At 68.0% G+C, this 13,517-nt stretch carries 12 protein-coding genes and 1 pseudogene; 3 read left to right on the forward strand and 10 right to left on the reverse strand.

The window, feature by feature from the left end; translation table 11 throughout:
* Window positions 1-17: 17 nt before the first annotated feature.
* Window positions 18-2,243, forward strand: coding sequence for a S41 family peptidase (locus ACVTJA_RS23215; protein WP_465839253.1), 2,226 nt, complete (start codon window positions 18-20; stop codon window positions 2,241-2,243).
* A 68-nt stretch (window positions 2,244-2,311) separates the two neighbouring features.
* Window positions 2,312-3,343 carry a hypothetical protein gene (locus tag ACVTJA_RS23220; protein ID WP_465839255.1) on the forward strand — a complete coding sequence of 344 codons (1,032 nt, stop codon included), beginning with the start codon at window positions 2,312-2,314 and terminating at the stop codon, window positions 3,341-3,343.
* Here ACVTJA_RS23220 and ACVTJA_RS23225 read toward each other — a convergent pair.
* Both ACVTJA_RS23225 and ACVTJA_RS23230 read right to left on the reverse strand, forming a co-directional pair.
* Window positions 3,340-3,864 carry a transposase gene (locus ACVTJA_RS23225; protein ID WP_465839257.1) on the reverse strand — a complete coding sequence of 175 codons (525 nt, stop codon included), beginning with the start codon at window positions 3,862-3,864 and terminating at the stop codon, window positions 3,340-3,342. The genes ACVTJA_RS23220 and ACVTJA_RS23225 overlap by 4 nt on opposite strands.
* Before the next feature lie 187 nt (window positions 3,865-4,051).
* Window positions 4,052-4,447: pseudogene (locus tag ACVTJA_RS23230) on the reverse strand (helix-turn-helix domain-containing protein); the annotation flags it as partial.
* Between the two features lie 172 nt (window positions 4,448-4,619).
* Between ACVTJA_RS23230 and ACVTJA_RS23235 the strand changes: the two are divergent.
* Window positions 4,620-6,074 (forward strand): hypothetical protein, encoded by a 1,455-nt coding sequence (locus ACVTJA_RS23235; RefSeq protein ID WP_465839259.1) that lies wholly within the window; start codon window positions 4,620-4,622, stop codon window positions 6,072-6,074.
* A gap of 40 nt (window positions 6,075-6,114) precedes the next feature.
* Here ACVTJA_RS23235 and ACVTJA_RS23240 read toward each other — a convergent pair whose 3' ends face one another.
* The 8 genes from ACVTJA_RS23240 to ACVTJA_RS23275 all read right to left on the reverse strand — a co-directional run bounded on the left by ACVTJA_RS23240 (window position 6,115) and on the right by ACVTJA_RS23275 (window position 13,324).
* Window positions 6,115-8,301 carry an ATP-binding protein gene (locus tag ACVTJA_RS23240; protein ID WP_465839261.1) on the reverse strand — a complete coding sequence of 729 codons (2,187 nt, stop codon included), beginning with the start codon at window positions 8,299-8,301 and terminating at the stop codon, window positions 6,115-6,117.
* 150 nt (window positions 8,302-8,451) lie between these two features.
* The gene (locus ACVTJA_RS23245; protein WP_465839262.1) at window positions 8,452-8,604 is read right to left on the reverse strand and encodes a hypothetical protein; all 153 of its coding nucleotides are present in this window, start codon (window positions 8,602-8,604) and stop codon (window positions 8,452-8,454) included.
* 59 nt (window positions 8,605-8,663) lie between these two features.
* Window positions 8,664-8,900 (reverse strand): hypothetical protein, encoded by a 237-nt coding sequence (locus tag ACVTJA_RS23250; RefSeq protein WP_465839263.1) that lies wholly within the window; start codon window positions 8,898-8,900, stop codon window positions 8,664-8,666.
* Window positions 8,901-9,258: 358 nt separating this feature from the next.
* Entirely contained in the window at window positions 9,259-9,684 is a 426-nt protein-coding gene (locus ACVTJA_RS23255) for a hypothetical protein (protein WP_465839264.1), read from the reverse strand.
* Between the two features lie 52 nt (window positions 9,685-9,736).
* A complete protein-coding gene (locus ACVTJA_RS23260; RefSeq protein WP_465839265.1) occupies window positions 9,737-10,309 on the reverse strand; it encodes a hypothetical protein in 573 nt (190 codons plus the stop codon).
* A gap of 6 nt (window positions 10,310-10,315) precedes the next feature.
* On the reverse strand, window positions 10,316-10,714 hold the full coding sequence (locus tag ACVTJA_RS23265; RefSeq protein WP_465839266.1) for a hypothetical protein: 399 nt from the start codon (window positions 10,712-10,714) through the stop codon (window positions 10,316-10,318).
* A 145-nt stretch (window positions 10,715-10,859) separates the two neighbouring features.
* Window positions 10,860-12,431 (reverse strand): hypothetical protein, encoded by a 1,572-nt coding sequence (locus ACVTJA_RS23270; protein ID WP_465839267.1) that lies wholly within the window; start codon window positions 12,429-12,431, stop codon window positions 10,860-10,862.
* 20 nt (window positions 12,432-12,451) lie between these two features.
* The gene (locus ACVTJA_RS23275; RefSeq protein ID WP_465839268.1) at window positions 12,452-13,324 is read right to left on the reverse strand and encodes an ABC transporter ATP-binding protein; all 873 of its coding nucleotides are present in this window, start codon (window positions 13,322-13,324) and stop codon (window positions 12,452-12,454) included.
* Window positions 13,325-13,517: the final 193 nt, after the last annotated feature.

A 13,517-nucleotide genomic window follows, 5' to 3' on the forward strand; every position in this document is an offset into this window, starting at 1 on the left:
TGGGTTTGAGGCTGGGAGTGTGTCTGGCCCTGCTCGCTGTCTCGGGGGCAGCGGCACAACAGGCGAAGCCGGAGGAGCAGGAGCGCACGCGGCTCCAGAGGCTGACGGCGCTGGGGGAGCTCTGGGGGCAGGTGCGTTACCGCCACCCGTGGATGCTTTCACGGCACATCGATTGGGACGCGGCGTTCATGAACGCCGTGCCGAAGGTGGAAGCCGCCAGGAGCACCGACGAGTACGCGGCGGCCGTGCAGTCGATGCTCGACGCGCTCGAGGACCCTGCCACGAAGGTGAAGAGCGCGAAGCCGGCCGCCACGCTGGCGCCGCCGACGCTCCGGCCGCTGATTGGCGTGGAGAAGGACGTGGTGGTGCTGGACCTGCGCAACCTCACGTCCCCCGAGGGACTCCAGGAGTTCTGGGGCCTGGGCCCCAAGCTCTGGCAGCCCTTCGACAAGGCGCGAGTCGGAATCGTGGACCTGCGTCTGCGCGGCTTCGACCCGGAGGAGGTCTGGAGCGTCTCCGACGCGGCGGACCAGATCCTCTCCCTGTTCTTCACGGGAGACCTGGCCGTTCCGGGGCTGAGGTCCACGATTCATGGGGGATACAAGGCGCAGAACGGCATGGAGACCCCCTACACCACGGCCTTCACCCAGGATGCCAGCTCGGTCATGAAGGGTTCCAACGGGAAGAATCCCCCGCGGGCCGTCTTCCTGCTGGACGACCACAGCCGGGTCTCTCCGAAGATGCTGGCGCTGCGCGCCGCCGGCCGCGCGCTCTTCGTGGGCGAGGGGCCCGTGACGGACGTGCTGACCGTGGACACCCAGGACGTGCCGCTGGGCGAGAAGCTCACCGCCACCGTCCGAACGAGCGAGCCGGTGCTGCCCGTGGGCCTCGATGAAGAGCTCCCGGCGCGAGCCGACCTGAAGGCCCCCGACGCGGCCTTCGCCCGGGCGCTGGTCCTGGTCAGGCAGAAGTTCAAGCCCAAGGGCTCCACTGCCTCCGCCCAGCCCGAAATCCTGTGGCGTCCGGACAAAACATACAAGGAGTCCCCGTACCCCTCGCGCGAGCTGCGACTGCTGGCGGCCGTGCGGCTGTGGAACGTGGTGCAGCTCTTCTTTCCCTATACCCACCTGATGGACGTGGACTGGAGCCAGCAGCTCCCCCTCTTGCTGAAGCGCTTCGAGGCCGCCAGGGACGCGAAGGAGTATGCGCTCGAGGTCGCGAAGGCCTCCACGGACCTGCGCGACGGCCATGTCTCCATCAGTGGTCACCCCGCGTACCAGGAGTTCTGGGGTGGAGGGTGGGCTCCCTTCGACGGGCGAGACATCGAGGGGAAGGTGGTCGTCGCCGAGATTCTCGATGCGGAGCTCGCGCAAGGGCTCTCCGTGGGGGACATCATCGAGAAGGTGGACGGCGAGCCGCTGGAGGATCGGATCCGACGCTTCGACTCCTTCAAGCAGGGCTCCACGAAGGCGGCGACCCGCCTCTTCAACATCAACATGGCGCTCGCGGGCCCCCAGGGCACCGAGGCGACCTTCACGGTGCGCAACGAGAAGGGGGTTCGCGAGGTGAAGGTGACGCGGGCCTCCCATGTGTCCCGGAAGGAACGCGCTCACGAGCCCTTCAAGCTGCTGGAGGGCGACATCAGCTACGTGGACCTCGCGCAGCTCGAGCCCGGCGAGGTGGCGGAGGTCATGAAGAAAGCCCAGGGGACCCGGGCCATCGTGTTTGATCTGCGGGGCTACCCGCGGGGGACGCAAAGCGTGCTGGCGCCGTACCTCAACGTGAAGGGCGCGAAGACCGAGGCTCGCTTCGAGGTCCCCCTCGTCGCGGGTTCGGCGCTGGTGAATGGCCGTGCGGTGTTGATGCAGGACCTTCCCACCGCGGATGTGCCGGTGTACCGCGGCCGCACCGTGACGCTCATCGATGCGGGTGCCATGAGCGCGGCGGAGACCCTGGGATTGATGTTGGAGGCCACCTGTGGGACGACCTTCGTTGGCAGTCCCACCGCCGGAATGAATGGCAACATGACGTACACCGTGCTGCCCGGCGGCATCTGGATGAGCTTCACGGGCATGGACACCCGTCACGCGGATGGGAGCCAGCTCCAGCGCAAGGGGCTCACGCCCCATGTGGCCGTGCACCCGACGCTCGCGGGCCTGCGCGCGGGTAGGGATGAGGTGCTGGAGCGCGCGCTGCGGTTCCTCAAGGAATCGGCAAAGCCCACAGCCGCCGAACGCCCGTAGCAGGTGCTCTCCGCGTTGGGTGATGAGAGCCGCCAGTGCGGCGGCGATGGCTGATATGGGAGTGGGCCATGGACCTTGCATCCACCATCCGACGTTTCGAGAGCCACGATGCGCCCGCGCTCTCGGGTGATGACGGCGCGGCGCGCGAGGTGGAGCACTCCCTCGCGTACCTCGGCTCGGAGGCGGCGCTCGCCAGCCTCTCGGAGGACCCCTACTGGCCGAAGTGGGACTCGCCGTGGTGGCACCTGCTGCTTCTGCACGAGCGGGGCGCGTCGGAGCGGACTCCGCGTGCAGCCACCGAGGCGCTCGTCGCCGCGGTCTCCCGCATGCCGCTGAAGATCTTCCCCATCCACCCCGAGGACACGCCCGCCGGGCTGGATCCCGCCCTCGATTCGTTCTGCCACTGTGCCCTGGGGTGCATCGTGCCGGTGCTGCTCGCCTGCGGCGTCGATGTGGACACCCGCCTGCCCTGGGTCCGCGACTGGTTCGCGCGCTACCAGATGGCCGATGGAGGGCTGAGCTGCGACCCGGAGGCGTACCTCGTCCAGGGCGAGGTCCCCAGCTCCATGGTCGGCACCGTGGCACCGCTGGAGGCGATGCTGGCCCTGGCGGCCGTGCGCACGCGCCCCGAGGACGTGGCGTTCATGGACCGCGCCGCGGGCTTCCTCGCCGGACGTGCGCTCGTCCGGGGCTCGGACACCGTGCACAACGCGGAGGAGCGGGGGAGCGCGACCGCGTGGCCGCAGCTGACCTTCCCGCGCTTCTACTTCTATGACGTCCTGCGCGGCCTGGCCGTGCTGGTGGAGTGGGCGCACCGGCTGCACCGCCCGCTGCCCTGGAGCGCGATAGCGCACGTCGTCGCCGACCTCGAGGCCCGGTTCCCGGATGGGCGGGTCCGCATCGGGCGGCAGGCGTTCGCCGGCAAGACGACGCGGGTTCCGGCGGAGGACGGGAGGTGGACGAAGCGCGTGCCCGCCTCCAGCTTCCCGCTGCTCGAGGCCTCGAGCAGCGTGGGCGAGGTGTCGCCCTTCCTGACGCGCTCCTGGCAGACGACGCGCGAGCGGCTCGTCGCGCTCGCGCGGGCGGGGCTGCTCCTCTAAGCCATCCGGAGTAAATCTTTGCCTACCCTACGAGGTCGGGCAGAGGAGAAGAGACGTCGGAAGCCTCCTGGGCGGCCCAGCTGCTCCAGGAGGTGGACGACAGCAGCATAGAAGTCCTCCCGCTTCTTCGTCAGCATGCGACTGAAGTACGCCGCCTTGAGGTGGCCCCAGAGGCTCTCAATCCGGTTGAGTGTCTCCGAGGTGTACTTCGGCAGCCAGAAGGGGCGCACCCACGCCTGCACCGTCTGGAGCACCTGAGTCGAGAGCTTGGAGGTGAAGGCCCCGTCGTTGTCGAGCACAAGCACGATTCGCTTGCCGGTGGCCTGAGCGCGGGCCTTCAGCTTGCGCACCAGGGCGACGAAGAGGACGGAGTTGACGCTCCTGGGCTGATGGCTGAAGAGAAAAGGGCCGTCCGGGAAACGGTAGGCCCCGCAGACGGCGACTCGCTCGTTCTTGCCGGGCGTCTCCACCAGCAGCCGTTGCCCCTTGGGGCGCCACATCTGGCGCACGACGGGTGACAAGTCGAAGCGCACCCCGTCGCCGTACCACAGCTCGAAGTCCGCGTCCGGGTGGCAGGCGGCCCTCTCCAGAGCGCGCAGGCGACGCCGGGCTCGTTCTTTTTTCCCCCTCGTCCACCAGGTTCTGGGTGGTGCGCTTGGAGCGTCTCCAGACGAAGCCGTGCATTCGCAGCAGCTCGCCCACCCAGTCGGCACTCAGCAAGGTGCCCGTTTCTTGCCGCAGGTACTCGGAAAGCCGCGGGGCCGTCCACCGGGAGAAGGCGTATCCCACCTGTCGCGGGTCCTTCTGCACCGTCTGCACCAGCAAGCGCACGTAGTTGGAATCGGCTCTCGCTGGCCGGCCCATCCGGCGAGCATCCTCCAGCCCCGTCAGACCGCCCAACCTCCACCGGCGCCGACAGTCGCGCACCATCCGAGGGCTGACGCCCAGCGCCCGCGCAATATGCGCTGCGCTATCCCCGGCAGCGCTCAACAGGACAATGGTCGCCCGGAGCCCTGCGGCCGCCGAGCCGGCGCCCCGCGCCAGCCGCTGAAGGGCTCGGCGCTGGGGCACCGTGACTTTCAGGTGGTTGCCACTCCGGGTCATCCACCGCTCCTCCTGCCCTCCAGCAGGGCAGCGGTGGATGCTACCTACCTAGGCAAAGATTTACTCCGGATGGCTTAGCCCCGCCTGCACTGCCACCTGCGTCGTGGCCAGGCGATGTAACCCGGATATTCACATGTGCGTACTCCCTGAAAACCCACCACGGGAGACGCACATGGGAATCGGCTCATTGCTGAAGAACAACCCGGTCACCAACGCCTACAACGCCACGAAAGAGGCGGTGACCGAGACGGTCGACTCCGTCATCGACACAGGCGAAGAGGCGCTCGACGCGGCGACGACCCAGGCCACCGAGGTCTACGACGGCATCAGCAGCTTCATCGACTCCCCGCCGTCGGTTCCCTTCCTCCTCAATCCCATCGCCAACGCGCGAGACAAGATCGCCGAGGCCGCGGAGCGCGGTGTCGATTTCGTCACCGACATCAAACGCAAGGTGGTCGACACCCTGAAGGACAAGGTCGACTTCCTCGCGATTGAAGACCAGGTCAAGGACCTCGGCCCGGGCGACAGCTACCAGCTCAGCGCGAACATCGACGGCTCGGTGTACGGCATCGGAGGCCGGCTCGAAGGCACGCAGACCATCACGAAGAACGAGGACGGCACGTACACACTCGCGGTGGAAGGCGAGGCGGGGGCGGGCGTGATGGCGAGCCTCGAGAAGAAGGGCGCGAAGCTCTCCGGCGACAGGTTCACGAACTCCAGCGCCACCGTCGAGTTCACCTTCGACAGCGCTGAAGAAGTGGCTGACGCGGCCCGGACGTTCCTGGGGCCCGTCGCCGGCGGCGTCTCGGGATTCCTCGACGGCGGCATCAAGGGGGCCCTCGATGGCGCGACGCCGGACTATCCCGCGCTGCTCGACAACGTCTCCGCGCTCGAGCTCAACCCGAACACGTCCTCCGACCTCGTCGGCAAGTTGAGCGGCGCGAAGCGCGCCTCGCTCGGGGCGGGCACGTCACAGGAGCTCGGCGCGAACGTGCGCCTCGAGTTCGGCGACGGGCCTCCGAAGCTGGTGCTCAGCCAGTACACGAGCATCTCCGCCGAGACAGCCGGCTCGCTCCCGGGCATCAAGGGCGAGCTCAGCGGGGACGTGAAGCTGAAGGTGGATGAGAGCTTCGAGCTCCCCGAGGGGCTCAGCGTCAGCGACGTGCTGAAGGACCCGGGCGGGGTGGTGGAGGAGCTCGCGACGACGGCCGTGCACACCGGCGAAGTCTCGGTGTCGCTCACGGCGGATGTGAAGGCGGAGGGCAAGCTGCCCATCGTGGGCGAGCTCGGCGGTGAGGCCGAGGCGAAGCTCGAGTTCTCCGGTGGCGTGGACGAGGTCTTCGGCTCGGGCGGTCTCGAGTCCCTCCTCCGCGGTCAGTTCGGGACGGCCTTCAACCAGCTCGCCGGAGTCACGGAGCTCGAGGCGAGCCTCACGCCGTACGACACCGACGTCACCGAGTTCTCCAAGGGTTTCGGCAGGGGACTGAGCTCGATTGGTGGCGGCTTCTCGGCGACCACCACCGACCGCAAGGCGCCGATCTTCGAGTACTCGGGCACGGTGGCGGACGTACGCGACCAGCTCCGCGATGAGGTCAACCGCCTCCGTCACCAGGTGCGCTACGCGTAGCGTGGCACCTTGAAGCGAGCCCGGTGACCGATGATGGGGGTCAGACGGGTGGTGGAGTGGACACATGCTCCACTCCACGCGGGAGCACCACCGTGAAGGTCGAGCCCTCGCCGGGTGTGCTCTCGACGGAGATGGTGCCCCCATGGGCGTCGATGATCTGCCGGGAGATGAAGAGCCCGAGCCCGAGCCCGCCATAGTGACGCTCGGAGACCGCCCGCTCGAACTTCTCGAAGATGCGGGTCTTGGCCTCGCTCGGGAATCCGATGCCCTGGTCCCGCATGATGAGCCGCACCGTTTCCGGCCCGGGCTCCACCCGGAGCTCGAGCGGCTTTCCCTGCCCGAACTTGATGGCATTCCCGAGCAGGTTGGCGACGAGCTGCTCCATCCGAAGCCGGTCCCACCACCCGACGGCGGGACAGCCGGTCTGAAGCTCCAGCCGGGAACCGCAGCGCGTCAGTTGCTCGCGCGAGCCCTCCACCACTTCATGGACCACCTGGCAGAGATCCACCTCCTCACGGTTCAGCTCGAAGCGCCCCGCGCCGATGTGCGAGACATCGAGGAGCTGTTCGATGAGCGAGTGGAGCCGATCGGCCTGGGCTTCGAGGCGGGGCAGCTCGCGCAGCAGGGCTTCGGTCCGGACCCCCTGCGGCGGAGCCTCACGGGCCAACCGGCGAAGCGCCGAGAGGCGGAGCTTCAGGGTCGTCAGGGGCGTGCGAAGCTCATGGGCGGCGACCATGAGGAAGACATCCCGGATGCGAATGGCCTCCTGGGCTTGTTGATACAGCCGGGCATTGTCGTACGCGACGGTGGCGCGCCGGGCCACCTCCTGCGCCAGCTCGAGCTCCTTCGGCCCGTAGCGCCTTCCCGGTGCACCCGAGCCCAGGGTGAGCACTCCGACCACGTGTCCTCGCGAGATGAGCGGCACCGCGATGGCGCTCCGGGTTCCGAGTGCAAGGATGAGTTGTGCGTGCTCCTCGCTCACACACGTGGCCCGGATGTCATCCTCCGTCAGCTCGGGGTAGAGACGTGGCTGACGGGTCCTCAGCACCTCGCTGGCCGGACTGGGGCTTTCCATCGTGGCCGGGTAGCGTTCGGCGAGCGTGTCGAGCAGGGGCTGCTTCATGGGGCTGACATGGGCCCCGGCGAGCCGGAGGATCCGATCTTCCTTCACCACGTCGATGACGCACCAGTCGGCGAGGTAGCGCACGCACAGGTCCCCCAGGCGGGAGAGGGTTTCTCCGTAATCGAGCGTCTCGGAGAGGATGACGCTCGCCTCCGCGAGGAACGAGGCATTGCGATGAGCCTCCGCGAGGTCAACGGTTCGCGCCCGTACCTTCCGCTGCAGGGCCTTGTTCCAGGCGATGACCGTCCCCACCACCAGGCCCACTCCCACCGTCAGGAGCGCCACGATGCGCCAGAAGAGGGGGGTGAGGTAGAACGGCGCCTCCTGCGGGTAGATCCAACGCTTCCAGATGCGCTCCCGCTCCTCGAGCGTGATCTGGTCCAGTCCTTTCTGGACGATGGGGAGCAGGATCGGCTCGTCCCGCCGGACCGCCATGGCCAGCTCGTATTGGTAGGGGATTCGTCCCGCCACATGGAGGTTCGTCAGGTTCTCCTGGGTGATGTAGAAGGACAGGGCCGCGACGTGAATGATCATCGCATCGACTTCGCCAGTCGACAGGCGCAGCAGCCCTTCGAGATCATTGGGAACGGGGACGAGCTGAAGCTCGGGATGACTGCTCTTCAGATACTCATGGGCTCCGAACCTCTCGCCGACCGCGATCCTCAACCCCCGCATCTTCTCGAGGGTGAGCGTCTCAAACGTCCCCTGGCGCACGACGATGAGGTTCGGGATGCGGACGTACGGTTCGGAGAAGAGGAGGAATTCCGAACGCTCGGGGGTCCGGGTCAGCCCGCTTGCCAGGTCCACCTGCCCCTCGCGCAGGTTCTGGAGCAACTCGTGGATGTTGACGGCAGGTGCCCTGCGGAACGTGAAGCCGAGCTTCTTCTCCAACAGCCGGGCGTAGTCCGCGGTGATGCCGCTGAACTCCCCCCGTTCATTGATGAACGACAATGGGGCGTTGATGTAGGGCTGGAGTACGAGACTGCCGGAATGGCTCTCGAGCCACTCCCGTTCCTCCGGAGTGAGCAGCTCCGAGGCGCGCCCATGGAAGATGCCGCGCCCGAGCACGAGGGCCGCTCCGGCCAGGAGAACCAACCCGGTCAAGAGAAGCCATCGTGGAACCCGTCCCCGGCGCATAGGAGAGCCGCTCCTCCCTCGAGCAGTCACGACAGCGGAATCCGGGGCTCCTGGGTAGCGGTATCCCGCTGAAGTGGTTCGAAGCGAACGGGGGGCTGGGCGCAGCCCGATGGGAGCTCACCTGCCCCACACGAGGTGGAAGAGGGCCTGGCTGGGGGCCTGCGGGGAGTAGAGTGCGGCTTCCAGTGTCCAGAGCCCCTCGTTGGTCAAGGGGTTGTCCGGGGGGAGGAACTCCAGGTCCAGGTCCTCCAGCTCCAACAGCGTCTCCACGGCCTCGGCGAGCGGACCGGGTGAGTCGAACGCGAGGATCTCGTGCTCACCGGCTGGAATCAGCGTGTCGCGGCGAGGGTGTTTTTTCGTGCTGAGAGGTCCTTCTGTCCCACGTACACGCGACGCACGGTGGGATGGGGAAAGGCGTCGAACGGGGGGCGTGCCCCCAGCAGGTGAAGCTCCTGGAGGTTGGGGGTCGCGGCGATGAGTGCGTCTCGCACCGTGTCGCTGACGTGCACGGCGGGGCCGCTGGGAATGAAGGTGAGCTGAACCAGCCAGGGCCGTGGACGACTCACGAGTCGTGCCAGCGCCTGCTCATCGCCACGCACCGTGTAGCGCCGGACGAAGGTCCCCAGCGGACTGTCGAGCAGGCCCGGAGGATGGAAGCGGTCATCGCGAAGCGCGTGGATGAAGCCATGCTGGACGAGGTGTCCCGCGCGGGCCGCGAGCGGCTCGCCCAGCCATCTTGCGAGCAGCTCCTGTCGGATGGCGGTGCCGAAGTCGTGCCACGGCGAGTCATGCCTCTACTCTCGCATGAAGGCGAACACCTCATGCACCGCATGGGCGTCGAGGCGGGGCGCGCCCCTGAGGGCCTGACGGGCTCCAGGTCTCCTCAACGGGCGCGCCCGCGACCGCGGCTCGCTGTTCCGGGGCTCAGAAGTTCGTGTTGAGCGAGCCGTTGGTGAGCCTGAGGTATGTACAGGTGCCGTTCGCGTCCCACCTCACGTCGAAGAAGCCCCGGGATCTCAGGGCCTGCTCCCAGAGAGACGAGACGGTGGCGTCTGGGATGCAGGTGTAGGCGGTGTCGGTGGTGGCGCCCGGCACGGTGGCCCGGGCATAGAAGCTGCGGTTGCCGGCCAGGTCATCACGGAATTGGGCGGAGGTGGTCGCCGCCGCGTCCTCGCGGAAGCCGATGAAGTTGCCATAGCAGCGGCCCGAGCCATCCGTGTTCTTGTTGCAGGACACGGTCCTCGTCTGGAGGCCCGCGCTCGCGACGGAAGCGATGCCGAGGGCGGCGAGCGCCACCACCGGGGACAGCGACTTCAGGGAAAGGGACTTCAGGGAAAGGGACTTCGTCATGGTCTTCTCCTGGATGGGATGACTTCCGACAGCAGGACTCTGGGGTGAGGCGCTACGGCAGCCCGTCTGCTTCGTCGGAAGGAATGAGTCGGTTCTGGTTGATGGCGACGACGAGCCTGCGTCGGAGCTCCGCGGCCTCGGTGCGGCCGCGGAGGTGGGAGAGCTCCTGTCGAATCTCAAGCACATCCTCCGCCGTCATGCGCCCGCTGGAGACGACCCGCTCCACCAGCGAGCCCGCGCGGGCCACCGATTCGCGCTGCTCCGGGGTCAGCGCTGGGGCAGGAGCGGGAGGCTCCGCTTCGCGTGAGCCCATGGCGAGCGCTCCGGACTCCGTCAGCAGGGTCGCCATCCGCTGGGCAATGGCATCCAAATCTTCGGCGGTGGGCCTTGCGGAGCCCGAGGCCAGGGACAGGGGAATGCCCGCGGAGCTACTCCCGGAAGGACTGCCGGGGACGTGATGCATGGCCTGGACGACCCGGCGCAGCGCAGCGACCTCGGTGGAGAGTTCCTGCATGCGCAGGTCCTGGGCCTGCTGTCCCTGGCTCATCGCGAGCCAGCAAGCCATCGCGCTGCCCAGGGCTGATGTCAGGCCCAGGAACCCCATACGCAAGACATGGGCGGTCATGGCGGCTCAGAAATGAGAGTATTGGCTGCCGTTGTTCAGGAACAGCGAATAGCATTCACCCATGACGTTCCAGTAGATGGAGAAGTAGCCCTGGTGGTTCATGGCCTTGCTCCACTGTGCGCCCGTCGCTGCGTCAGCCGTGCAGTTGAAGTACTCCGTCGTCGTGCCAGTCGTGAGGGCCGCGGTGAAATACAAAGCGGAAGCGCTGGTCTGGGTGAACAATGCCTGGGTGTTGGCGCCAGAGTGATTGCGGAAGCCGAGGAGGCTGCCGTAACACCGCCCCGAGCCATCCGCGTTCTTGTAGCAGTTCGCGGATTCCGACTGGTAACCGGCCAGGGCCGCGGGAGTTGTCATCAGTGTCGCGAGACAGACGGCGGCCGCCCAGGTCTTCGAGGTATGACTCATGTGGGTTCCTTTTCTGGAGCTGGCCAGGGCCCGGGCTCCTGCCCGAATGCCTGGCCGGGAGAAGTGACGTGAGGTCCTTCGCCCGAAACAAATCCTACGGCGAGGCTCTGACGTCGCGGTGCCCCGGCTCCGACAGCGTTTTCCGTCAAGCTCGCGCCGACAGCCAACGCCCCAGCGGTCCAAATCCGCGGGGCTCATTCCACACGGCCCCGGCCACCATGACGCTCAACCCGAACGCCAGGGTTCCGAGAACGGTCCCAGCCGTGGCCGCTCCGTTGAAGCCAACCAGGTCGAGCATGGGGACCCGTGTGGCGTTGAGCGCGACATAGAAGCCGAACAGGAACAGCGCCAGGAAGGTCCGCGGAGTGTTCGTGCAGCGGCCCAACAGGCTGGCGAGCGCGCTCAGACTGAAGGTGCCCACGACCACGGCGCAGGCGCGTACCGGCTCGGCCGACGCCCAGCGCACCGCGATGGTGCCCATGAAGAGCAGGCCGAGGACGAAGGTGGCGGCGAGCTGGCGCGCGTAACGCATCGGGATACCGCCCTGGACGGCGCCCGTCAGCTGCAGGGTGCCCGACTGGTGGTCGCGCGTGCTGACCTCGCTGACGAGGATCGCCCAGAAGGCCACGGCCGCCGTCAGGACGGCCGCGAGCGTGTCGGCGGGAAGCACCAGGGACGCGGCCAGGGACAGGAGCAGCGCGGCGATGGACGAGGGGGCGACCGTCAAGGTCAACGCGACATCGGCGACCATCTGCCCTGAAGGGCCAGGCAGCAGCGAAGCCAGCCGGAACAGCGGCCGCACCAGCGTCGTGAGCGGTCGGAGTCGCCCGTTGATGACCTCGAGGGGTGAGCGGCGCTTGCGCGACTGGCGGCCCGTCACGCGGTCCGGCGAGAAGCGGTGGAACAGCACCGTCGCGGGCAGCAGTGGCAACAAGGCCAGTACAGCGGAGCCCATGCGCGCCAGGAGGGTCGACCGGGTCCACAGCAGGTCGGGTAGGGTGATTGGCGGGAGGCTCGCATCGAACGAGGCCATGCCCAGGGCAACCTGGCTCGTGTGCAGGATGGCCTGCAGCCTCTCCATTCCGGCCGCGACGCCCAGGAAGTCGAGGACCTGGATGCCCACGCCCTCAGGGGCGCTGGCGTCGAGCTGCGACGAGAGCGACAGCAACGCCACCCAGAGGATGAAGAACAGGACGTCGCCGCGCTTGCCCATCAGGGGCGCCCAGCTGTCGAACAGCACCGCGCAGCCGGCGGCGAAGAACACGGTCGGCAGCAGCAGCAGGCCAAAGGTGTACAGGTAGATCAGCGGCTGGATCGGCCCCTCGCCGCGCAGGAGATGGAGCACCATCGTGGCGGTCATGAAGGCGACGACGAGCGCACCGAGAGAGGCGACGCCTCCCAGCCACCGCGCGAACAGGAACTGGCCGTTGCCCACCGGCGTCGAGGCAATCACCCCGCCCGTGCCGGTGCGCAGGTCCTCGCCGATGCGTCCACGCAGGAGGAAGAAGCCGACGAGCCCGAACAGCAGTCCTCCGAGCGAGGCGCTGCCCAGCGCCAGCGCGGAGCTGGTGTAGCGCACGCGCGCCTCGCCCACGGCCATCAACGTCTCGCCGCCCGTGGGGTCTGGGAGCATCATCCAGATGAGGGCGACCACCGCGAGCAGCGCCGCGAGGCTGGACAGGCGCCGCACGCGCATGCGCATCTCCAGCCGCGCCATCGTCTTGAGCAGGTGGCCATTCATGCTGCCCGCTCCTGCACCGCGTAGCGCTGGGCCATCAGCGCCTCCTCGAGGCTGGGCTCGGCCGCCACGGCGCCAGGGCAGGGCGGCTGCGCATGCGCGATGCGCAGGGCGATGCGGCCGCTGCCCTGGCGCTGCGCCTGCAGGACGTGCACGCGAGCGCGCAGCTCCGCGTACTCCCCGTCCGCGACCTGGGCCGACCAGATCTGCCCGCGAGCGTTCTGGAGAATGGCCTCAGGCGTCTCGAAGGCGATGAGCCGCCCCGCGCGCAGGATGGCGAGCTGACTCGCGATGCTCTCCACGTCTGAGACGATGTGGGTCGAGAGGAGGACCAGCTTGCGGAAGCCGAGCTCGGCGAGCAGGTTCCGGAAGCGCAGGCGCTCCTCGGGGTCGAGCCCCGCGGTGGGCTCGTCGACGATGAGGATGTCGGGGTCGTTGAGCAGCGCCTGGGCGATGCCGAGGCGCCGCTGCATCCCGCCGGAGAATGCGGCCGCCGGCCGGTGGGCCTGGTCGTGCAGGTTGACCAGCTCGAGCAGGTGGCGGATGCGGGCAGGGTCGCGCACGCCCTTGAGCGCGGCGAAATACTGCATGAACTCGAGCGCGGTCAGGTTCGGATAGACGCCGAACTCCTGAGGCAGGAAGCCGAGCCGGCGCCGGATGGCCTCTGGCTTCTTCACGACGTCCACGCCGTCGAAGAGGATCTGCCCGCGGGTGGGCCGGGTCAGCGTGGCGATCATCTGCATCAAGGTGGTCTTCCCGGCGCCGTTGTGGCCGATGAGGCCCACCACCCCGCGCTCGAGCGTCAGCGAGACGTCCGCCACGGCGGTGACGGCTCTTCCATAGGTCTTCACGACGTTGCGAACTTCGAGCATGGAGGTTCTCGCGAGGGGGTAGTCCGTGAGGTGCACTGCTGGCTACGCGGTGAAGCGCGCTCCATTGCGTCCGCGTTCCTCACACCGGCGGGGACTGTCCGCGAGCAGCGGGGCCGCGCGCCCGACAGTCGCCCCCTGGCGCCCGGCGATCGCCCAGCCCCAGGGCCGTCCCCGTTCGAGAGGCCTGCTAGCC

This window comes from Pyxidicoccus sp. M6, assembly GCF_055568925.1.